Below are 21,973 nucleotides of genomic sequence, written 5' to 3' on the forward strand. Positions count from 1 at the left end.
TGACAAACAGAAACGCCGGGGTCTTTCCCGGCGTTTTTATTTTGTCAGAGCCTCCAGCGTGTCGACGTCGACATGGGAAAAAACGGCGATGCCAGATTTTTGCAAAAGCGCTGCGGTTACGCCGTTACCAACGTGTTTGCGGCCTGAAAACGAACCGTCATAGATGGCCAGCGAGCCGCAGGATGGGCTGCCATCTATCAGCAGCGCATGCGTACAATCGTTCTGCTGTGCAAATGCCAGCGCCTTTCTGGCACCGGCGATAAATGCGTCGGTCACATCTCCGCCGGTAACTTCCAGCACACGGGCACGGCCCTCCAGCACATCAAGGCCGGACGCGCCGTTTTCGATTTCAGCAGATGGTCTTGGTACTGGCATGCCGCCTGCCATTTCCGGGCAGATTGTTACCAGTCTGCCCTCGTCTTTCCATCGCTCGATCGCAGGATGAGAAAGGGGCTTTCCCTTGCCGTCATAACGTACTGCATGGCCGAGCAGGCAGGCGCTGATGAGGATTTTTCCCACCATCAGCGCGTTCTGCCTTAACCCGTGATCTTGGAGAAGTCGGCAACCGTGCCGGTGGCTTCGCGGATGGCCTTGAGCAACGCCAGACGGTTGGCACGGATGGCCGCGTCTTCATCGTTGACCAGAACATCTTCGAAGAACTTGTCAACGGGAGCGCGCAGCGTCGAAAGGGCTTGCATGGCTGAGCGGAAGTCTTCACCCGCAACTGCCTTGGCGGCATCGGCGGACGCAGACTTTATCGCCGCGTAAAGCGCCTTTTCTGCGTCGAGCTTCAGAAGCTCTTCCGCCACGCCATCGGCAACCACGGTGCCTTTCTTTTCCTCGGCTGCGAGAAGCTGCGTGGCGCGCTTGGTGCCTGCCAACAGGTTCTTGCCATCCTCACCGGTAATGAAAGCCGTCAGCGCCTCGACACGGCGGGCAACCATCAGCAGATCATCGGACTCCGGCGTCAGCACCGCTTCGATCAGGTCGTAACGTGCGCCGAGATCACGGAGGTAGACTTTCAGACGATCATGGAAGAACGTCAGAAGATCCGCATCCTTGACGACGCTCAACAGCGGCAGCCTGACGTTGCGCTCCAAGATGATGCGCACGACGCCCAGGGCGGCACGACGAAGTGCATAGGGGTCCTTCGAACCCGTCGGCTTCTCATCGATTGCCCAGAAGCCGACCAGCGTGTCCAGCTTGTCTGCCAGAGCGACTGCGATCGCCACCTTATCCTGCGGTACCCGGTCCGACGGACCCTGCGGCTTGTAGTGATCTTCAATTGCCGTGGCGACGCTCTCGTCCTCACCCTGCAGGGTTGCGTATTTTCGGCCCATCAAGCCCTGAAGTTCAGGGAACTCACCGACAGCCTCCGTGCGCAGATCTGCTTTTGCAAGAACGACAGCACGGTCCACGAGCGCGGCATCGGCACCAACGATCTGCGCAAGCTGCTTGGCCAGACCGCGAATACGCGCAACGCGTTCACCCTGCGAACCGAGCTTGGCATGAAAGGTAACGTTGAGCGCGTCGAGCTTGGCCATACGCTGATCGAGCGGCTTCTTGAGATCGAGACCGAACTTGGCAGCGGAATCCTTGAGCGTATCGAGGTCCGGCAGGTCACCTTGGTCGCGGGTCCAGAAATGCTTGGCGTCTGAAAGACGGGCGCGCACGACCTTGCCATTGCCGTGGATGATTTCCTTGCCGCCATCGATGGCTTCAATGTTCGACACCAGAATGAAACGGTTGGAGAGCCCTTCGGTCGCACCCTGCGGACGGGTTACGAAACACTTCTGGTTGGTCTTGATCGTCAGGCGGATAATTTCTGCCGGGATCTGCAGGTAATCTTCCTCGAAGGTGCCGATCAGCACCTGCGGCCATTCAACGAGACCGGAGACCTCCTCCAGCAGGCCCTCATCTTCCACCAGCTCCAGACCATTGGCGAAAGCCAGATCCTTGGCGTCATGTAGAATGATATCCTTGCGGCGTTCTGCATCCAGAACGACCTTGGCCTTTTCGAGGCTTGCAACATAATCCTCGAAGCGGCGCACGGTGATCGGGCCAGGCGCATGGAAGCGATGACCATAGGTCACGTTGCCGGCGACGATGCCGTCGATCGCAAACGGGATAACCTGCGTCTCGTCATGTTCGGGGCCGAACATGCAGACGATGGACTGCAGCGGGCGAACCCAGCGCAGGCTTTCCGATCCTTTGCCCTCGACTCCGCCGTAGCTGGAGCCTTTCGGCATGGAAGCCGATCCGGAGCGCATCGACTTCGGCCAGGGGAATGAACGGATGATACCGGGCATCACCTCGGCGATGATATCTTCGGCAGGCCGACCCGGCTTATTGATGATCGCGATGTAAAAATCGCCCTTTTTCGGATCAGAAACGACCTGCGCCTGCGAAATGTTGCTGAGACCCGCACCACGTAAAAAACCCTCGATCGCCTTTTCGTTGGCGTCGGTTCGCGGCCCCTTCTTCTCCTCGCGCACATCGGCAGAGCGGGCGTTCAGGCCACGAATATCCAGCGTCAGACGGCGCGGCGTCCAGTATTCGCGCGCACCCTCATAGGTCAGGCCCGATTCCACCAGCGCATCGGTGACGAGTTTCTTCAGATCGCCGGCAGCTTTGCGCTGCATGCGGGCCGGGATTTCCTCGGAGCGGAGTTCTAGCAGAAGATCGGGCATGGGATCAGGACTTTAATCTGTTTCAAAAGTGTGTGGCGGACTTAGCAAGACCAGCAGCAAAAGTCATCAGCAATCGGTTAAATTACCACCTGCTGGGATTACCACCCCCCACCACCGCCACCGCCGCCGCCGGAACCGGAAAAACCACCTCCGCCACCACCGGAAAAGCTGGAGCCGGAAGAGCTGACCGGCTGCGGGATCGTGGAGGCGATGGTGTTTGCCATCGACGAGGAGAAGCCACCAATCCGGTCGCCGAAACTGCCGTAATGCCCCCCGGCGTACCAGCCGGGCGCATAGCTCGCAACAGCGGCACCGGCCGCAGCAGTTGCAAGCCATGTTTCGAACGTACGACTCCATGGCTTTTCGACACCGAGCGCCACCGCATAGGGCAACAGCGTTTCGAAATGCTGCGGTGACATCGTTGGCGCTTCGCGCAGGTTCATACGGTCCTTTTCGGCGAGCGTCAGATAAGTGCGCAACCCTTCGATGCCATCCATCAGCTTGCGACCGAGCGGCGTGGGTGCTCCCATCAGGAAAAGGAAAAGAGCGTTTACAAGCACAATGCCACCCATCGCGGCAAGCGCCAGCGACTTCGTGTCATGTGTCACATCCAGCAGCACCTGAGTGGCTATACCGCCGATAGCAGAGAAGGCGACAAAACCGGCGAAAGCCAGCATGACGATGCCACCGATCCGTTTGCGCAACGGTGCGCCCCGCGAAAACTGCCTGCCGATACCAATCGACAGAATGCTGAAAAAAAACGCAAAGAAACCGAATACCAGGACAGCGGCGATGGCACTTTCATCAAGTTCCCCAAACACCAGTGTCGCGACGACAATGACGATGCTGAGAATGATGCCGAATATCGTGTAGCCAGCATTGCTCTTGTAGTATTTGCCGCGATGTTCCTTTTCGATGGCCGCGCGAAACTGTTTTCCAACGGTCTCGACTTGCGTGCCATGCGCCTTGTCGATGGTCAGCGTTTTACCCGGTCCGCCTATGGAAGAGAGCAGCGTCTTCTGCCCTATAGGCAGCTCCCCACCCTGCTGTTTCTCAGTCCGGCGAATGACGATGGACGTCTTCAGGTCTTCGAGAACCACATAGCCCTTGACCGCAAGATCAAGGGCGGATGCCGAAAGCGCCGTCCAGCCCGCGCCAGAGAAGCCCTTGTTATCGACGTAATTGACCAGTGCGGGCGAAAGCCCGTCCGGAGCATCCCAGCGTGGAACAATAACACCTCTGGCCGGATCACGCCCGACGGCGAACCAGGCCCGCAGATAATAGAGCAGGACGGCCAACAACCCACCGCCCGAAAGAAGGATCGCCAGATTGTCGCGCAGCCACCAGCCCGCTTCCTGCGAAGAATCGGGGGCAGCGATTGCGCCCTTCGGCAACTTAACTGCGATGGTCATACCTTCACCGACCGAGAACGGACGCGAAGAGGCGAAGAACACCTCGTTTCCTTCGTTCAGAACACGGGCATCTGAGCCCTTTGCGCCGTAAGCGCCGGTAAAGACGGCGGTATCGGTCGCACGTACCCCATCCGGCAGAACAATGGTTGCGGATATTTCGCCCATCGGAAACTGCCAGCCATTGCCGGTGACATTCCAGGTCAGTTCGTCGTAGTCATCGAAATAACGGATCTGCCGTGCGGTCGTGTAGGTGATCTGGAAGATATGGTCGCCGGTCGTCAGAAATCGGTCGGCGCTGCCGGTGTAGATACGGATACCGCCATCGATGTTTTCGGTGCGCCAGTTTTCCGGCGCCCCGTCACGCTCGACGGACACAACGTTGAAATCCACCTTGGTGCGCCGGTTGTTCGCATCCAGCGCATAAAGCGGGAAATCGCGAAAAATTCCGCGTTTGATGTTCTGACCTTCCGCACGGGCCGTGATGGTTTCCGTAACCGTCAGCCCGCCGTTCCCGGCGATTTCCACGACAGAGTGATAGGAGCGAATGAATTCTTCGGCAAAGGCGGGAAAGGCCACGCCGAGGAAGACGAACAGCGCGAGAAGTCTTGCGGCGACGATCTTCAACGGGGCGACCCTCCTTAAGCCAATTTAATGCTGCGGTTCGGCAGCGCTGTCCTTTTCGCTATAATCGACGCCAAGCGAGGCGAGCGCCTTCCAGTAGCCCGGATAGGTCTTGCCCACGCAGGCCGGGTTCTGAATGGCGACACCGCCGATCTTCAATGCTGCCAGTGCGAAGCTCATGGCGATGCGGTGATCGGCGAAGGTATCGATGGAAGCCTTGACTGTCTGACCTGCCAGCGCCGGATCGGCGTGCACGATCAGGTCGTCGCCTTCTTCATGCGCCAGTCCCTGCCGAATTTCATTGAGCCCGAGCGAGACGGCACGGATACGGTCGCACTCCTTGACGCGCAGGTTGGCAATGCCGACGAAACGCACCGGCGTTTCGTTGAATGCAGCCAGAACAGCGATGGTCGGGATGGCGTCCTGCATCTGGGAGCCGTCGATTTCGGCCGGCAGGTTCGGGAACTGTGCCATGACGTCATAGGCCTTGGCGTCCGGCTGCGTGAACTTTTCGGCCGGTGTTCCGATATCGATCCTGCCACCGGTCAGCAGTTCGGCGCCCCAGAGATAGGTCGCAGCGGAGGCATCCGGTTCGATGTGAAAATCGGTGGCTTTGTAACCGGTCGGATGCACGCGCCATATGGCGTTGCTGACCCGTTCAACCTTGCCGCCAAAGGCTTCCATGGCAGCGGTGGTCAGGTCGATATAACCCTTCGCACCGATTTCCTCACCGGCCAGAATAATGTCGACAGGCTTGTCGCCGCAGGCGGCAGCCATCAAAAGCGCCGAGACATATTGGCTGGAGAGATTGGCGTCGATGGTGACGCTTTCCTTCGGGAAGCCGTTGCCCTTGCCACACACCGTCACCGGCGGGCAGCCGGTTGGCGCATCCGCCTCGATACCGAGGGACCTCAACGCATCGACCAGCGGCATGATCGGCCGTTTGCGCATGTGTTCGTCGCCGTCAACGATGACGGCCCCGTTCACAAGCGCCGCAGCGGCGGTGAGAAAGCGCGTCGCCGTACCGGCGTTTCCGAGAAACAGCGGTTTCTCCGGCTGCTGGAGAACACCTGTACTCTCCACCACAAAGGTCGTCGCATCAGGTTCAGTGACCTTGACGCCCATCGCCCGCAGCGCTTCCGCCATGTAAAGCGTATCATCGCTTTTCAGGGCACCGGTGAGACGGCTTTTGCCTTTCGCCAGACCGGCAAGCAGAAGCGCGCGGTTGGTGATCGATTTCGAGCCGGGCGGCTCTACCCTGCCGGAAAGCGGATGGCCGGGCGGTGTGATGGTCAATTCAATCATGGGTCTTTTTTCTGCAATGGTTCTGCCGCGCGATGAAAACGGGCGGAAAGGTCAGAATTTTACGGTGGGCACGGCACGGTCGGCCGGGTTTTCAATTTCGAAGTAAGGGGCTTTTGCAAAGCCGAACTGTCCAGCCACCAGATTGGAGGGGAAGCTCTCCACCTTCACGTTCAGATCGCGTGCGGCACCGTTGTAATAACGGCGCGACATCTGGATTTCGCCCTCGATGGTCTCAAGCGAGCGCTGCAATTCCAGAAAGTTGGTGTTGGCCTTGAGATCGGGATAGGCTTCCGCCAGAGCGAAGAGTTTGCCAAGCGCCTGCGACAGCAGGCCTTCCGCGTGGGCGCGGCCTTCCACATCGCCAGCAGGCACGGCCTGTGCGCGGTTGCGCATGGCGATCACCTCCTCGAAGGTGCTCTTTTCATGTGCGGCGTAACCCTTGACAGTCTCGATCAAGTTGGGGATCAGGTCAGCGCGGCGCTTCAACTGCACGTCGATGCCGGACCACGCCTCTTCCTTCATCTGCCGCGCCTTGACGAGGCCGTTATAGATGAAGACCACATAAAGCACGATCGCCGCGATGATTGCCAGCGTGATGAACATTTCAGATCCCCCCTCATGAAACCTTGGCGGGTGACACGATAGTGCGTGTCTGAACCGCCGTCATCACCTGACGATCATAAATCCTCAGGCAGCCTTGTTCCAGTTCGCACCACCTGCATCCGTCAGCAGGAAAGCTTCGCCGCATGCCTTTGCCAGCGTCCGCACCCGCAGAATGTAGCTCTGACGTTCAGTCACCGAAATGACGCCGCGCGCATCGAGCAGGTTGAAGACATGGCTTGCCTTGATGCACTGGTCATAGGCAGGCAGAACGCATTTGTGCAGAGCGCCGGAATCGCCCGGTGCACCCGCCGCGAGCAGGGCCTGGCATTCCTTTTCCGCGTCGATGAAGTGACGATGCAGCATGGCCGTATCGGCGAATTCGAAGTTGTGGCGCGAATATTCCTGCTCCGCTTGGAGGAAGACATCACCATAGGAGATCTTCTCGTCGCCCTCACGGCCGTTGAAGTTCAGGTCATAGACGTTATCAACGCCCTGAACATACATCGCCAGACGCTCCAGACCGTAGGTCAGTTCGCCGGCAACCGGGGAGCATTCGATGCCGCACACCTGCTGGAAGTAGGTAAACTGCGACACTTCCATGCCGTCGCACCAGCACTCCCAACCCAGACCCCAGGCACCCAGCGTCGGGCTTTCCCAATCGTCTTCGACAAAACGTACATCGTGCAGCAGCGGATCAAGGCCGATGGCCTTCAGCGAACCGAGATAGAGTTCCTGGAGGTTGGACGGGTTCGGCTTCAAGATGACCTGATACTGATAATAATGCTGCAGACGGTTCGGGTTTTCACCGTAACGACCGTCAGAAGGACGCCGCGACGGCTGCACGTAGGCTGCCTTCCACGGCTTCGGCCCAAGCGCGCGCAGCGTCGTTGCAGGATGGAATGTACCGGCGCCCACTTCCATATCGTAAGGCTGCAGAACCGCGCAGCCCTTGTCGGCCCAGTAGTTATGCAGCGTCAGGATCAGCGCCTGAAAAGAACGCTTGGGGTTCATATGGTCTGGAACATCGGTCATTGCAGTCATCGCAGCTCTAAAAAGGGTAAGTAAGCATTGACTTACTTCGGATGCGGACAGGTGCCATGCCAAAGCCAAGGGGTCAAGGATTTATGCACCTTGGTGCCCGCTTACGGCTCGTCTTCTCGTTTCACACGGTATTCGCCGGTTTCAGGGTCCTTGACGAGCGTACCGATCGCTCCGGTTTCGCGTTCCTTTTCGCGCTGACGAGACTTCGCCGTCAGCTTTTGCGCGTCGCTGACGAAGCGGCGATAGAGAATGATGGCCCCAACCACCAGAATGAAAATTGTAATGAGCTGTGCCATCAGAAAAAGCTTTATTCCCGAAACATCATAGGCCGTAACGGGACCACAATGCCTTTTCTTCGGCGACCTCGGCAAGCCCCGACACCGCACCTGCGGCGAGACGTTCGGCATTCATGCCAAGAGCGGCATCAACGCCCGGCACCTTTTTGCCGAACAGGGAACGCGCACCGGAAATGAGCTGCAGCTTCACCTTGTCGCCGTAACGACGGCGCAGGACATCCTTCATATCGCCGAGCCCGTCGATCAGGCCGAGATCAAGGCCACGCATACCTGTCCAGAACAGTCCCGAGAAAATCGTCGGCTCATCTTTCAGCTTCGCGCCACGGCGCATCTTCACCATATCGATGAAAACATTGTGGATTTCGACCTGAAGTGACTTCAGATACTCTATATCGCCCTCCTTTTCAGGCTGAAACGGATCGAGGATGACCTTGTTTTCACCGGCCGTGTAAACGCGTCGCTCGATACCGATCTTCTTCAGCATATCGGGAAAACCGAAGCCGCCGGAAACCACGCCGATGGAGCCAACAATGGATGTCGGATCGGCGATGATCTCATCACCAGCCAGCGCAATCATGTAGCCGCCGGAGGCCGCGACGTCCTCGACGAAGATCAGAACCTTCTTGTTCTTTTCCTCGGCAAGCTGGCGGATGCGATTGTAGATCATACGCGACTGCACCGGCGAACCGCCCGGCGAGTTGAGCGAGATGGCGACAACAGGCGCGTCCTTGATGGAAAACGCCTTGTCCAGAAGCGGCGCGTAGGACGCGAGGTTGAGAGCAGGCCGGAACTGGCTGCCACCGGCCATGATCGCACCATGCATGCGCACCACGGGAATAACCGTCTCCTGCTTGCGAAACCGCTTCGGCACCAGACGCTTCAGAAAACCGGCCATTAAATCCTCACTCAAACCACTCTGTTCCGAACCGATGTATGTATCGCGCCGGAAAACACAATGGTTCTAACGCAGTGGGTTTGCGATATTTATCTGTTGCGACCCATTGTGTTGATGTTGCGGACATAAGCGATACGGCCGTTATTCAGGTCATCTACGACGGATGTGAAGGCGTGGTTATCCTCCTGATGCATGACAAGTGGCGCCCGAAAGGACAGTCGCGCCCGAGACCCCTTTATGGCTGTGACCAGCATGCGGACGGCATCTTCTCCCGGGCGGGGATGAATGAGAGTAATCTCCATGCCGCCGAAACGGCGGCCGCAGGCGGCAATGATCTCGGCCACCGACTGCGGCCGGGAAATAAGCGAAAGCTGCCCACCCGACACCGTAATCGCACCGGCCGTCCTGATCCAGTCTTCGAACAATCCCTCCGTCATGGCATGCGCTTCAGCCTTCAGCGCATCCGGCGTCTTCCGGTCGCCGGCATCGTTGTAAGGCGGGTTCATGATGACGTGGTCGAAATGCTCGTTCAGCAGGCCAGCTTCCGCACGGGCTTTGGCCCGCAAAGTAACATCCGCCTCTTGGACTGAAACACGCGCGGAAAATGCCGCGTTTTCCGCCAGGGCCAGGCTGCGGCGCGCAAACTCCGCCATTTCAGGTGAACGCTCGAACAGCGTTACTTCGGCCTTTTCCAGCCGCGCGGCAACCGCCATGCCGGCAGCCCCCGCACCTGCACCAAGATCGGCAACGCGACACGACTTTCCATCGGCGACCAGCGAGGCAAGAAGCATTGCGTCCATGCCGGCCCGATGGCCCCTGCCCTTTGGCTGGAGAACATGAAAGCGGCCACGGTGAAAAGCGTCGATTGTTTCGGATTTCTCGCCTGACACGCCTGTCACGCTTTCTCTTCCCGCAACTCGTCGCCAAGGCCGGCATCCACGAAAATCTGACGCGCCTCATCGGCGCGGTCCTCTTCCACCAGAAACCGGCGGGGCAACAACCCGAGTGATCCTTCAAGAACACTCATCGTCTGGTCGGCAATCAAGCAATGAATACCTGCATCCTTCATAAGACTTTCAGCGAAGGACAACAGCACGGCATCGTTGGTACGGATCAATTCTTTCATGGATAACCCTGCTTAATTCCTGAATTCCCATCTTTTTGAATGGCTCGCGGCAATTCGCCCCTTGCCGCGACAAGCGCCAGTTTTTATTGTCGAATACAAATTCGAACAGGAGTCCGGTCCCTTGGGCGTCGTCATACCGCTTGAAGAAAGCAAAAACAAACTCGCATCCGTCAAGCCGCTTGTCGATCTGACCCGCCCTGACATGGAACGGGTGAACCAGCTTATCCTTTCCAGAGCTGGCTCCGATGTCCAGATGATTCCGGAAGTCGCCAACCATCTCATCTCTTCCGGTGGAAAGCGCCTGCGCCCGATGCTGACATTGGCTTCCGCCTCGATGTTCGGTTACGAGGGCGATCATCACATCAAGCTGGCAACCAGTGTCGAATTCATGCACACGGCAACGCTTCTGCACGACGACGTCGTGGATGAAAGTGACCTGCGCCGCGGCAAATCCACTGCGCGCACGATCTGGGGCAACCAGGCAAGCGTTCTCGTCGGCGACTTCCTGCTCGGCCAGGCGTTTCGCATGATGGTCGATGTCGGCTCGCTGGAAGCGCTGGATGTTCTCTCCACTGCCGCTTCCGTGATCGCCGAAGGTGAGGTTCTGCAGCTCTCTGTCGCCAAGAACATGGAAACAACCGAAGACGATTATCTTCAGGTGATTCGCGCCAAGACGGCAGCTCTGTTTGCCGCTGCGGCCGAAGTGGGTCCGATCGTCGCCAAAACGGACAAGGCAAGCCGCAGCGCGCTGAAGTCCTACGGCATGAACCTTGGACTTGCGTTCCAGCTTGTTGACGACGTGCTGGACTACGGCGGCAAGTCCGCTGACCTCGGCAAGAACACCGGTGACGATTTCCGCGAAGGCAAGATCACCCTGCCGGTTATCCTGTCCTATCGTCGCGGTACCGAAGATGAGCGGGCTTTCTGGCGCGCGGCGATCGAAAAAGGCGAGAGCAGCGACGAAAACCTCGAAAAAGCTCTGGGCCTTATCACCAAATATAATGGCCTCGGCGACACGATCAGCCGCGCCAACCACTATGGGACGATTGCCCGTGACGCGCTTGCTCCGTTGCCGCAAAGCCCTTGGAAAAATGCGCTTCTGGAAGTCATCGACTTCTGCATCGAGCGTTTGAACTGATCTAAGCCGCGACCTTGAAAGGCGGGTGACACCTTCACCCGTCTGGCGCTTTCGACAGAGCTAATCGGCCATAATTTCTTGCGGGCCTGCTCCAAAAAAGCCATTCTGTCGTGACCAAACAATGGAAACTGATTTTTCCGTGCTTCTGCACAAAGGCAAAGGTTCCCTCATGCGGCGCAAACCAGCATTCCGTCTTCTTTGCAGCGCGGCTCTTATCGCCGCTCTCACCATTGGGGCAGGTGCAACACCCGGCTTCGCGGAGACGAAACCGGAAGAAAAGACCGTTACCTTCGATCCCGGCAAAGTGAATACCTTCTCTGGCGCCTTTCTTGCCGCGCGCACAGCCGACGTCGATCAGGACTATGCAACGGCAATCTCGCTTTACAAAAAGGCGCTGGAATACGATCCTGCGAATTCCGAAATTCGCCAACGACTGATGATTGCCGAACTGCTGAGTGGCAACTTTGAGGCTGGCGCAAAAATCGCAGACACGCTGAAGGAGGACGCCTCGGTTGAGCGCGTGACGACCATCGTGCGGGCCCTTGATGCGATCAAGGACAAGGAATTCGCGAAGGCCGAGAAGATCCTGAAATATACCGGCCCGAACGATCTGGACCGTATGGTCAACACGCTGTTGAGCGCATGGGCGCGTGCCGGCTCCGGCAAGCCGAAGGAGGCACTGGCACTCGTCAACAACATGAAGGGCCCAGGCTGGATTTCGATCTTCCAGAAATACAATGCCGGTGCGATTGCGCTGGTTGCCGGGAATATCGACGCAGCGCGCAAGAGCCTGAACGAGGCCGTGACCGACCGCGAGGGTGGTGCCACGGCATCCGACACCTATATGCGTGCCGTAATGGCCCTGGCTCGTCTCGAGGCGACAGCCGGTAACAAGCAGAAGGCGCTCGACGCCATCGCTGTTGGCGATACATTCGCACCGAACTACGCGCCGCTGAAAGCACTGCGCGAATCGATCGAGAAAGGCGAAAAGCCGACCCAGCAGGTGACCAACGCCGTCGAGGGTGCCGCATCGGTCATGTTCTCGATTGCCGGCGCGCTCAACCGTGAGGGTGCAGAAGAAATCGTGACGCTCTATCTGCAGACGTCGCGTGGCCTCGACCCCAACAGTGCCGATACGCTGATCCTGCTCGGCGGCCTTTCCGAAGCACAGAAGCAACCGGAACGGGCGATTGCCTTCTACCGCGAGGTGCCTAAGGATTCGCCGATGCATCGCATCTCCGAATTGCAGCTCGGCTTGACCCTCGCCCAGACCGGCAAGGTTGACGAAGCACGCCAGCACCTGAAGTCGCTGCTCGATTCCGACCCCAAAGATATCCGCTCCTATCTCGCCTATGGCAGCGTGCTTTCCGATGCCAAGGACTACAAGGCCATGGCGGAAAACTATGACAAGGCCATCGAGATCATCGGTTCCGTGCCACAGAAGTCCGACTGGTCCGTGTTCTTCCAGCGTGGCATCGCTTACGAACGCCTGAAGGAATGGGACAAGGCAGAGCCGAATTTCAAACGCGCGCTTGAGCTCAACCCTGAGCAGCCGCAAGTTCTCAATTACCTTGGTTATTCCTGGGTAGACCGGAACGTTAATCTCGATGAAGGCATGGACATGATCCGCCGCGCTGTCGAGCTTCGTCCGAACGATGGCTATATCGTCGATTCACTTGGCTGGGCGCATTATCGTCTCGGAGCCTTTGATGAGGCGGTCACCGAGCTGGAGCGGGCGATCGAACTCAAGGCCGGCGATCCAACCATCAACGACCACCTTGGCGACGCCTATTGGCGCGTTGGCCGCAAGATCGAGGCCGTATATCAGTGGAACCGCGCACTGATCGGCGACAGTGACGACGTGGACAAGGCCAAGGTCCAGGAAAAGATCGCCAACGGTCTGCCGCCGCTGGAGAAGGACGCCGAAAACACGGCAAAGAAGGAAGCTGCGCCGCCGCCGCCAGCCCCACCTTCGCCCGCTGCAAATCCGGACAAGAAATCCTGACTCGGCATGCAAGCGAATGACGTTTCCGGAGCGGTCGAGACAATCGAAACCGCTCCGGCCAAGATCAATCTCGCCCTGCATGTGACCGGCCAACGGGCCGATGGTTATCATCTTCTGGAAACGCTGGTGACCTTCACCGAAGCAGGCGATGTGATTCGCATCCGTGATGCGAAAGAGGACAATTTTTCGATTTCCGGTCCGTTTGGCGAGGTTCTTCGCGCTGGCGACGGTAACAACAACCTCGTTACCCGTGCACGCGACCTGCTACGCGAGGCTCTTGCGGGCACCGACATACGACCCGTCGAAATTCATCTTGAAAAGAATCTGCCTGTGGCTTCCGGTATCGGCGGAGGTTCCGCAGATGCAGCTGCGACCTTGCGCGGTCTGTTGCGACACTGGAATGCAAAAATCGATCCGGCATCGCTTGAAAAGATTGCTTTGCGGCTGGGTGCCGATATCCCGATGTGCCTTAAAAGCCAGTCGCTGATTGCCCGCGGCATCGGCGAAGAAATCGAGGTGATCACCGATCTTCCAAAGCTTTTTCTGGTACTCGCCAACCCGTTGATGGCTGTTTCGACACCGGACATTTTCCGACGGTTAGAAAACAAGAGCAACCCTGCCCTGCCTGCAAAGCCACAGGCAGATTGGCTGACATTCGTTGCGGAGAGCCGCAACGATCTTGAAGCACCAGCCAGAGCCCTCTTGCCGGAAATCTCTGAGATTTCAGCCTTGCTCGCGCAGCACCACGCCACAATCGTCCGCATGTCCGGTTCCGGCGCGACCTGCTTTGGTCTGTTTCAGTCTCTTGATGCAGCCACGGCAGCCGAAATATCCCTTAGGAACCAGAAACCGGACTGGTATTTTCAGGTCACGCAAACGATTTGACGATCAATCCATAATGAGGACGATGCCATGACAAACGAAAGACCTTTCATTCCTGTCGGCATCGCGGTTCTGACTGTTTCTGACACGCGGACGCTGGAAAACGACAAGTCGGGCGACACACTTGCAGCGCGGATCACCGAGGCCGGTCATCGGCTCTTTGCACGCGCCATCGTGCCGGACGACAAGTCAGCGATTTTTGAAACCGTACGCGACTGGACGCTTTCGGACGACGTGGATGTCGTCATCACCACGGGTGGCACGGGCTTTACCGGGCGCGACGTCACGCCGGAGGCTCTGGAACCCCTGTTCGAAAAACGGATGGACGGTTTCTCCGAAGTGTTCCACCGCATTTCCTACGACAAGATCGGAACCTCGACCATCCAGTCCAGGGCAACGGGAGGGGTCGCCAATGCCACCTTCATCTTCGTTTTGCCCGGTTCGCCCGGCGCCTGCAAAGACGCCTGGGACGGCATCATCAAGGCGCAGCTCGACTACCGACACATGCCATGCAATTTCGTGGAAATCATGCCGCGACTGGATGAACATCTCAAACGCGGCAAATCGTAACCGCCACCAGCGATCTCTTCGTCAATTAGCGCGCAGCGCTCAAGACCCAGGATGGTATCAGTTCCGCTGTCAGGCGGCGTGGCTTTTGCGCGTGCACGAGCTGCGACAGGTTCATGCCGGGCTTGGCAATCGTCATGGCGTGCTTCTTCGGCATGAGATAGCCATATTCCAAAGGCGGCTGACGCCGCGCTATGCGACTGAAGAACGAGCGTTTGTAATGTCGCGACGGCGAAAACCGTGCTGGCGACTTGTTGATAGAGACATATTCGAGAATATCTTCGATCCAACCGGTCTGTGGACGTGCCCCCGGCTCCACCAGTAAAATCCACTCGCCGCGGACAGAGCGCATGACGTCATCGATGTCCCACTGCACATAAAAACGGCAGCCAGCGGCATCGGCCACGCGCGACGATCCATCGCGCGAACCGTGATCCAGGATCACCACATCGCTTACCAGCCCTTCAACAGCGCCGGTCACCAGCGCTGAAAGCGTGTGCGCCAGTTCCGGTTCCTGATCCCGGCATTCCATAATGACTGTCAACATGTGCATAGCTTTAACGCATCGCACAATAAATTGCCACTGCGCCAGCATTTCGAAAACAGGATCTCTTCCATTAAAATTAACGCCCGATCGCGACGCCATATTTGCCCGCGTGGCATCACAACCGGCGAGTATGATATGCGATCAACGATATTTTGTTCTTGTATTGTTCTCTTTTTTGCAGTAGGAATTTAATCATTCGGAGAGGCGATGAAGTCGCTGTCCGGCGAGGAACGGTTTAGGGCGTTTCATGGGCCTTTTCGGCGCATGCGCTCTAAGGAGCACCCAGATGAGAGACCATATGCTTTCGGGCGAGGCTGCCTTTCAGCCTGGCCATACGCAAGATATTGCCAACGCGATGGCCGACGCATCGGGCTTGCGCATCGAGATCGACCGCCGGCGCGGACGTGCGGCCGGCATCAATCCAGGTGGGCGCTTCGAGCAATTGCAGCATGAAGTGTTCGACGATGGCTGGCAGACGCTTGAAGACATGCCGGAGTTCCGTACCGAAGTGCAGGTCGAAAAGCCACGCTCTATCATCACCCGTAACGAGTCACCGGACATTCCTTTTGATCGTTCCATCAATCCCTACCGCGGCTGCGAACACGGCTGCATCTATTGTTTTGCTCGCCCGACACACAGCTATATGGGGCTGTCTGCCGGATTGGATTTTGAATCGAAACTGTTTGCCAAGCCAGATGCGGCAAAGCTGCTTGAAAGAGAACTCGGAAAGCCCGGCTACAAGCCACGTGTCATCGCCATCGGCACCAATACCGACCCCTATCAGCCAATCGAGCGCGAATGGCGCATCATGCGCCAGATTCTCGAGGTTCTCGCAGAGGCGGATCATCCCGTCGCCATCGTTACCAAATCCGCGCTGATTACACGGGATATCGATATCCTAGCCCCTCTGGCGAGTAAGGGGCTCGTCAAGGTCGGTATCTCGGTTACCACACTTGACCGCAAGCTGGCGCGCACGATGGAACCACGCGCCTCGACACCGGCAAAACGGCTTGAGGCGATCAAGACTTTGACGGACGCAGGCATTCCCTCAGCCGTGATGATGGCGCCTGTTATCCCTGCTCTCAACGACCACGAGATCGAGCGGATACTGGAAGCCGGCAAAGCCGCTGGTGCCACAGAGGCGTCTTACGTGTTGTTGCGTTTGCCACTGGAAGTCAGCCCGCTGTTTCGCGACTGGCTGCTACGGAATTATCCTGACCGCTACCGGCATGTGATGTCACTCGTTCGCTCCATGCGCGACGGCAAGGATTACGACGCCGAGTTCGGCAAGCGCATGAAGGGCGCAGGTCCCTACGCCTGGCAGATCGGACGCCGGTTCGAAATGGCAACGAAGCGGCTCGGACTGGTGCGTCGCGGCATTCTTCTCCGCGACGATCTGTTCAAACCGCCGGGTGGTTCCGGCGTACAGCTTTCTCTACTTTGACCTGCGCGGGGATATCCCGCGTCAGATGCCTGTTATCGCGCATGTCGTCAGCGTTGAATCGCTCAATGCTTTTACACGACACGCTGAATGAAATGTCCGACGCGTTTTCCCTGGTGCGCCGGTCATAATGTCCCCGGAACCGCCGCCTCGCGTGCGATCACTCCTCCTGCCGCCCCATTGGAGGATCACGGTCATGAAGACCTGTGGATGCAGTCCGCCACGCCCCTTGATCGGCTGGTTGTTTCCCATCGCTCGCTTTCCGGGGGCTTGCAGGAGATCGGGTGTGTGTGCCAGTTTCTGCCGCATGAAACGCCGCACCGCATCCGATTCTCCCGCTCTTTTCGACCTGCTGGACACTGGTCCGGATTTTTCCCTGGAACTGGAGGCGAAGGCTGGCGGATTGTGGCCCGTTGCCGGGACTGATGAGGCCGGGCGCGGACCACTTGCGGGCCCGGTTGTCGCAGCCGCCGTTATTCTCGACCCCGACAATATTCCGTCTGGTCTCAACGATTCAAAAAAGCTTTCCAAGGCAAAACGAGAAGCGCTGTTCAAACAGATCATGGAAACCTCGCTTGTTTCCATCGCTTCCTCCGGTCCAGCACTGATCGATGACATGAACATCCTGCGCGCCAGCCTTGACGCGATGCGACGCGCCGTGCTCGGTCTTCCCGTGTCGCCATCTCTCGTTTTGGCGGATGGACGCGATATGCCACCCGGCATCGCCTGCCGGTCAAAGGCTGTCATTAAAGGCGACAGCCGTTCGCTATCGATTGCCGCAGCGTCGATTATTGCCAAGGTCACAAGGGACAGGATGATGGAGCGTGCCGCGCAGGTGCACCCCGCCTATGGCTTCGAGGGGCATGCGGGCTATGGCACAGCCGCCCATCTGCGCGCCATTGACGATCATGGCCCCTGCCCATTGCATCGCATGAGCTTCCGGCCACTGCGCCAGGACTGAGCCAGACCGCAGACGTTCCCGCCGGTAGATCATTGGGCTCTTCTTTTGAGGGATGCCTTCATCGAATGACATTTATGGCCCAGAGCGGCGAAGCGCCCTGAGTTTGGTGCGGACACGTCTTCATCGCGACAACAGATGACCGCTCGCCGCAATCCGCTTGTTTATAGACGGTCGCGAACATATCTGGCGCATCGCCAGTACGCGAAACAAAAAACCCCTCGCGGCAAGCCGGAGGGGTTCTTTTCATTACGACTGAAGGAAACTTAGTTCAGCTTCGACTTCACTTCGCCGATGGTGGCGGTGAAAAGCTTCGCTTTCGCAGCAGCCGTCGTCTTGTCGGCAATCAGCTTCTCGGACGCCGCAATCGCGATGTCGACAGCAGCAGAACGAACGGCGCCAATGGCGTCTTCTTCGGCCTGCTTGATCTTCTGCTCTGAAAGAGCCGTACGGCGTGCAACGAATTCTTCCGTCTTTGCCTTGGCCTCAGCCGTCAGAGCAGCCGCTTCACGCTCAGCCGCGGCAACAATGCCAGCAGCTTCGGCTTCAGCTTCCTTACGCTTGCGCTGGTACTCGGCCAGCAGATGCTGAGCCTCTTCACGCAGGCGCTTGGCTTCCGCCAGTTCCTCAGTGATGTTCTGCGCGCGCTCGTCGAGCGACTTCGCCAGCATGCCAGGAACCTTGAGGTAGGCAATCAGCACGAAGAAGAGAACGAGACCGACGAGAGCGAAAAATGATGCATCAAACGCCATGATCAGACTCCCTTCACTTCCGAAGCGGCAGCAACAGCAGCCTTAACGTCTGTGTCCTTGACCTTGGCGCCAACCAGCTGGTCAACGATCGCGGTCGCGGTTTCTTCGGCAATATTACCGACGTCGGCAAAAGCCTGTTCCTTGATGCTGGCAATGCGCTTTTCAGCGGCTGCGAGCTTGTCCGCAAGGTCTGCCTCGATGGCAACACGGTCAGCGTCCGCTTTCGCCTTTGCGGCGTCGCGAGCAGCAGAACCGATAGAGCTCGCCTTTGCACGTGCAGCAGCAAGTTCTTTTTCATAGGTTTCGACGGCTGCGTCGGCTTCCGACTTCAGCCGGGCCGCTTCGTCGAGATCCTGTGCGATACGCCCGTGGCGATCTTCAAGGATGCTGCCGACGCGCGGTACGATGACCTTTTGCATGAGCACGTAGAAAAGGCCGAACGTAATGGCCAGCCAGAGAAGCTGGGATGCATATGTCGACTGGTCGAACGGCGGAAATACGCCGGAACCGTGTTCGGCGCCATGCGCCACGCCGGTTTCCGTATGCGTTGCTTCCGGGGCTGCGTGGCCTGCAGCCGGTGTTTGCGTCGTCGTTTCAGTAGACGCCGGTGCTGACTGGGCAAAAGCCTCGGTCACGAACATGCTCACCTCCAGGGGTACTGCAAATGCGAAGGATCACGGCACGCTGATCTGCGAGCCGTGATCCAAACCTGATGCCGATATTAGACAGCGAACAGGAGAAGGAGAGCAACGAGCAGCGAGAAGATGCCCAGAGCTTCCGTAACGGCGAAGCCGAATACCAGACGGCCGAACTGGCTGTCAGCAGCAGACGGGTTGCGCAGTGCGCCGGACAGGTAATCACCGAAGATACGGCCGAGTGCGAGAGACGTACCAGCCATGCCGAGGCATGCGAGACCTGCGCCGATGAACTTTGCTGCTTCCGCTTCCATGTGAGACTCCTTCGAAATGGTTGTTTGCGGCTGTTTTTGACACCCGATTGCCGGGGCCAGCGACTTTACTTCTCAGTGACCACCGTGCACGGCGTCGTTCAGGTACATGCATGTCAGTACCGCGAAGACGTAGGCTTGCAGGAAGGCAACGAGAAATTCTAGAGCGGTCATGGCGACCGTCATGAGAAGAGGCAGGATTGCGCCACCGACACCGATCGCGCCGAGCGCGCTCATGGATGCAACGAAGCCTGCGAAGACTTTAAGTGTGATGTGGCCGGCCAGCATGTTCGCGAAGAGACGAACGGAGAGGCTGATCGGACGGGACAGGAACGAAATCACTTCAATTGCCGAAACAAGCGGCAAGAGTGCTGCCGGAACACCAGACGGCGCGAAAACGCCGAGGAAATGGAGGCCGTGCTTGTAGAAACCGTAGACAATGACCGTGCCGATAACCAGGCAGGCAAGCGCGAAGGTAACGATGATCTGGCTGGTAACCGTGAAGAAATACGGGAACATGCCGAGAAGGTTCGCGGTCAGCACGAACATGAACAGCGAGAACACGAAGGGGAAGAAAACCATTCCCTTCTTGCCTGCGCCTTCACGCAACATCGAAGCGATGAATTCGTAAGACATTTCCGCGACGGACTGCATACGGGTCGGGATCAGACCGCGCGTCGACGTTGCGAAATACAGAAAGCCTGAAGCGGCTGCGACGGTCGCGACCATGAAAAGCGACGCATTGGTGAACGAAAAATCGACTCCACCGATTTCGATCGGAATGATCGGCTGCACCAAGAACTGATGGGTCGGATCGTTTGCCACCGGCTGCCCTCTTTACCTGTCGCCGCGCGTAGCGGCACCATCTCTCAATTATCCGAAAAGCTGGTCACAGACCGTGCTTTCCACCCTCGTCCTTTTTGTCCGCCTTCTCCAGCAATGGCGACTTTGCCACCATGCCTGCTGCGCGCAACACATTCAGTACGCCTGCGCAGAAACCGAGAAGGAGAAGAACGATCATCCCCCACGGCGACGTGCCGGCAAAATAGTCCAGAAGATAACCCAGCATAGCGCCGACCAAGATGGCCGAAATGAACTCAGAGGAAAGCTTGATCGCCGTCGCAAAGCCTTTTCGGCTTTCGGCTGCGTTGCGCTCCGCCCTCTCTTCCGCCTCATCCTCCGCCTTCACCTTCGCCAGTTCATCGGCTAGGCGCTTGCGGCGCTCGTCCAGACTATCGTTACGGTTGCTAGTCATCTCGAAATCCTGCCCATTTCCTCCGTTCCAGCCATGCCAGAACCCTTTGGAGTTGTAAACGGTGACGGATTAAGCCTGTTCCAGCCCGCTCTGAAGTCGGCCGCAACATAGTTTTAGGGGCTTCTGTAGTCAAGGCACTGACACCGCTTGATTCAGCACAAATTAATCATTGAAAAACAATGACTTGCACCAAAATCGGCATTTGCAGGTGATGTTTGTCGCGGGAATCGGCATTTTTGACACGAAAAATGCGACAATTTCGGGTGCTTATCAGCTCCAGCCGCCGCCATACGTCCGGTAGAAGACGTGCAAGCCGATTCTCCCGACCTTCTTCATCGTCTTGCCCCAGGCGGGACGCACGTAAACCGCATGGTAATGGGTCGCTGAACCCACTTCGGTCAGCCAGATCTTGCCGGAAGTGGTCGCCATCGCAACCTCACGTGCCATCTTCCAGTGGCGCTGCGAGTTGACGCGGTCCCTGATGTTGTCACAGGCAAAGGAAAACTGGCAGCGATTGCGCCAATCCTGGTTCTGATAAACAACACCACAAATAGTCTTGGGATAAGCGGGGTTACGCACACGGTTCAGGATAACCTGCGCCACTGCCGCCTGACCTTTGACGGACTCGCCTCGGGCCTCGAAATAGATGCCGGACGCAAGGCACTGCTGTTCAGCAGCGGAAAAAACGTCGGCTGGGAGAGCCGTCGCGGCCCAGGCGTGATCGCCTTCACCGATTTTGGGCACAAAGCGACCCGCATCCGGCTTCTTGAGAATCGCATCAAACGGCGACTCGCGGGCAAAATCCGGCTCGGCCGGTGCATAAGCGGTGGCAAGAATATCCGGCGTGCGATTGGTCACCAGTTCAGCCAGCATTGGAGAGACTGATTTGTCAGCCTTCTTTTCCTCACGACGGAAATAGAAAGACGCCAGTTCCACGTCCTTGCTGCGTTTCGATTTCACGAAACCGGCGCGGTCCTTGCGTTTTAACGGCTCGATATCCAACATGCTGGTGCGCTGGAGAACGGAACCGGCAGTGAATGCTTTGGGCGGCTGCATGATTTCGGTGGCGACCACCCGGCCCTTCTTTGCCGAGCGATTGACGCGGTCGCTGTCCGGCGACGTTTCCTCACCCTTCTTGTTGGTAACGAAAGCAACCTTTCGGCCATCCGGCAAGGTCATGCCACTGCCTGAGAGGGTTGTGTCCTTGGCCTCATCAAATGCAAGCGAGGCGTTATGGACTGAACCGGCCGGTGAATTGGTCAGCACCATCCGCCATTGTTCGCCTCCCCTGTCCAAACCCGCCAGCAGCGAGGCCAGATCCGCTCGCGCGGCGAATGACGGAAAGGCTAGCCAGGCGGCCAGGCCGAACACAACGGGCGAAGCCCATTTTTCAACGGACGCAAAGGACCGACGACGCATGACACTTTTCGAACGCAAAACCCGCACTCCGAACACAGGCAACCACACTTGTTACATGCGTTCGAGAATCTCTT

23 protein-coding genes are annotated in these 21,973 nt (G+C 57.9%); 6 read left to right on the forward strand and 17 right to left on the reverse strand.

Annotation, left to right across the window (positions count from 1 at the left end; translation table 11 throughout):
• Positions 1-36: 36 nt before the first annotated feature.
• From ACIQT8_RS13255 to ACIQT8_RS13300, 10 genes are all read right to left on the reverse strand, one after another.
• Complete coding sequence (locus ACIQT8_RS13255) at positions 37-522, reverse strand: DUF523 domain-containing protein (RefSeq protein ID WP_400965897.1); 486 nt, start codon at positions 520-522, stop codon at positions 37-39.
• A gap of 14 nt (positions 523-536) precedes the next feature.
• A complete protein-coding gene (gene glyS / locus ACIQT8_RS13260) occupies positions 537-2,690 on the reverse strand; it encodes a glycine--tRNA ligase subunit beta (RefSeq protein WP_400965899.1) in 2,154 nt (717 codons plus the stop codon).
• Between the two features lie 98 nt (positions 2,691-2,788).
• Positions 2,789-4,726: a DUF2207 domain-containing protein gene (locus ACIQT8_RS13265; protein ID WP_400965902.1), complete on the reverse strand. Its 1,938-nt coding sequence runs from the start codon at positions 4,724-4,726 to the stop codon at positions 2,789-2,791.
• A 24-nt stretch (positions 4,727-4,750) separates the two neighbouring features.
• Positions 4,751-6,028 (reverse strand): 3-phosphoshikimate 1-carboxyvinyltransferase, encoded by a 1,278-nt coding sequence (gene aroA, locus ACIQT8_RS13270; RefSeq protein ID WP_400965905.1) that lies wholly within the window; start codon positions 6,026-6,028, stop codon positions 4,751-4,753.
• 51 nt (positions 6,029-6,079) lie between these two features.
• Positions 6,080-6,631, reverse strand: a complete 552-nt coding sequence (locus tag ACIQT8_RS13275) for a LemA family protein (protein ID WP_400965908.1) — start codon at positions 6,629-6,631, stop codon at positions 6,080-6,082.
• Positions 6,632-6,715: 84 nt separating this feature from the next.
• Entirely contained in the window at positions 6,716-7,672 is a 957-nt protein-coding gene (locus tag ACIQT8_RS13280; RefSeq protein WP_262524692.1) for a glycine--tRNA ligase subunit alpha, read from the reverse strand.
• 101 nt (positions 7,673-7,773) lie between these two features.
• Positions 7,774-7,968, reverse strand: coding sequence for an NfeD family protein (locus ACIQT8_RS13285; protein WP_138794695.1), 195 nt, complete (start codon positions 7,966-7,968; stop codon positions 7,774-7,776).
• Between the two features lie 25 nt (positions 7,969-7,993).
• Positions 7,994-8,863 (reverse strand): S49 family peptidase, encoded by an 870-nt coding sequence (locus ACIQT8_RS13290; RefSeq protein WP_400965912.1) that lies wholly within the window; start codon positions 8,861-8,863, stop codon positions 7,994-7,996.
• Positions 8,864-8,952: 89 nt separating this feature from the next.
• Complete coding sequence (locus ACIQT8_RS13295) at positions 8,953-9,753, reverse strand: tRNA1(Val) (adenine(37)-N6)-methyltransferase (protein WP_400966368.1); 801 nt, start codon at positions 9,751-9,753, stop codon at positions 8,953-8,955.
• Between the two features lie 5 nt (positions 9,754-9,758).
• Entirely contained in the window at positions 9,759-9,989 is a 231-nt protein-coding gene (locus ACIQT8_RS13300) for a DUF2007 domain-containing protein (protein WP_138794694.1), read from the reverse strand.
• 121 nt (positions 9,990-10,110) lie between these two features.
• Here ACIQT8_RS13300 and ACIQT8_RS13305 point away from each other — a divergent pair, with 121 nt between their 5' ends.
• The 4 genes from ACIQT8_RS13305 to moaB all read left to right on the forward strand — a co-directional run bounded on the left by ACIQT8_RS13305 (position 10,111) and on the right by moaB (position 14,584).
• A complete protein-coding gene (locus tag ACIQT8_RS13305; protein WP_138794693.1) occupies positions 10,111-11,127 on the forward strand; it encodes a polyprenyl synthetase family protein in 1,017 nt (338 codons plus the stop codon).
• Between the two features lie 121 nt (positions 11,128-11,248).
• Positions 11,249-13,132, forward strand: coding sequence for a tetratricopeptide repeat protein (locus ACIQT8_RS13310; RefSeq protein WP_178340717.1), 1,884 nt, complete (start codon positions 11,249-11,251; stop codon positions 13,130-13,132).
• A 6-nt stretch (positions 13,133-13,138) separates the two neighbouring features.
• A complete protein-coding gene (locus ACIQT8_RS13315; protein ID WP_400965917.1) occupies positions 13,139-14,017 on the forward strand; it encodes a 4-(cytidine 5'-diphospho)-2-C-methyl-D-erythritol kinase in 879 nt (292 codons plus the stop codon).
• A 27-nt stretch (positions 14,018-14,044) separates the two neighbouring features.
• Positions 14,045-14,584, forward strand: a complete 540-nt coding sequence (gene moaB / locus ACIQT8_RS13320; protein ID WP_138794690.1) for a molybdenum cofactor biosynthesis protein B — start codon at positions 14,045-14,047, stop codon at positions 14,582-14,584.
• 25 nt (positions 14,585-14,609) lie between these two features.
• On the opposite strand, the gene ACIQT8_RS13325 is transcribed toward moaB, so the two are convergent.
• Positions 14,610-15,128, reverse strand: coding sequence for a glycosyl transferase (locus ACIQT8_RS13325; protein WP_138794689.1), 519 nt, complete (start codon positions 15,126-15,128; stop codon positions 14,610-14,612).
• A 286-nt stretch (positions 15,129-15,414) separates the two neighbouring features.
• Here ACIQT8_RS13325 and ACIQT8_RS13330 point away from each other — a divergent pair, with 286 nt between their 5' ends.
• Both ACIQT8_RS13330 and ACIQT8_RS13335 read left to right on the forward strand, forming a co-directional pair.
• Positions 15,415-16,572, forward strand: coding sequence for a PA0069 family radical SAM protein (locus ACIQT8_RS13330; protein ID WP_138794688.1), 1,158 nt, complete (start codon positions 15,415-15,417; stop codon positions 16,570-16,572).
• Between the two features lie 304 nt (positions 16,573-16,876).
• The gene (locus ACIQT8_RS13335) at positions 16,877-17,530 is read left to right on the forward strand and encodes a ribonuclease HII (protein ID WP_262526244.1); all 654 of its coding nucleotides are present in this window, start codon (positions 16,877-16,879) and stop codon (positions 17,528-17,530) included.
• 263 nt (positions 17,531-17,793) lie between these two features.
• Here ACIQT8_RS13335 and ACIQT8_RS13340 read toward each other — a convergent pair whose 3' ends face one another.
• The 6 genes from ACIQT8_RS13340 to ACIQT8_RS13365 all read right to left on the reverse strand — a co-directional run bounded on the left by ACIQT8_RS13340 (position 17,794) and on the right by ACIQT8_RS13365 (position 21,899).
• Positions 17,794-18,279 carry a F0F1 ATP synthase subunit B gene (locus tag ACIQT8_RS13340; RefSeq protein ID WP_138794687.1) on the reverse strand — a complete coding sequence of 162 codons (486 nt, stop codon included), beginning with the start codon at positions 18,277-18,279 and terminating at the stop codon, positions 17,794-17,796.
• A gap of 2 nt (positions 18,280-18,281) precedes the next feature.
• Positions 18,282-18,920, reverse strand: coding sequence for a F0F1 ATP synthase subunit B (locus ACIQT8_RS13345; protein ID WP_138794686.1), 639 nt, complete (start codon positions 18,918-18,920; stop codon positions 18,282-18,284).
• An 80-nt stretch (positions 18,921-19,000) separates the two neighbouring features.
• Positions 19,001-19,228, reverse strand: coding sequence for a F0F1 ATP synthase subunit C (locus ACIQT8_RS13350; protein WP_138794685.1), 228 nt, complete (start codon positions 19,226-19,228; stop codon positions 19,001-19,003).
• Between the two features lie 72 nt (positions 19,229-19,300).
• Complete coding sequence (locus ACIQT8_RS13355; protein WP_138794684.1) at positions 19,301-20,050, reverse strand: F0F1 ATP synthase subunit A; 750 nt, start codon at positions 20,048-20,050, stop codon at positions 19,301-19,303.
• Between the two features lie 64 nt (positions 20,051-20,114).
• Positions 20,115-20,480, reverse strand: coding sequence for an AtpZ/AtpI family protein (locus ACIQT8_RS13360; RefSeq protein ID WP_400965924.1), 366 nt, complete (start codon positions 20,478-20,480; stop codon positions 20,115-20,117).
• Positions 20,481-20,750: 270 nt separating this feature from the next.
• Positions 20,751-21,899 carry a cell wall hydrolase gene (locus ACIQT8_RS13365; RefSeq protein ID WP_400965927.1) on the reverse strand — a complete coding sequence of 383 codons (1,149 nt, stop codon included), beginning with the start codon at positions 21,897-21,899 and terminating at the stop codon, positions 20,751-20,753.
• Positions 21,900-21,973: the final 74 nt, after the last annotated feature.

It is taken from the genome of Agrobacterium sp. NPDC090273 (assembly GCF_044772305.1).
In the GTDB taxonomy this organism is placed as follows: domain Bacteria; phylum Pseudomonadota; class Alphaproteobacteria; order Rhizobiales; family Rhizobiaceae; genus Agrobacterium.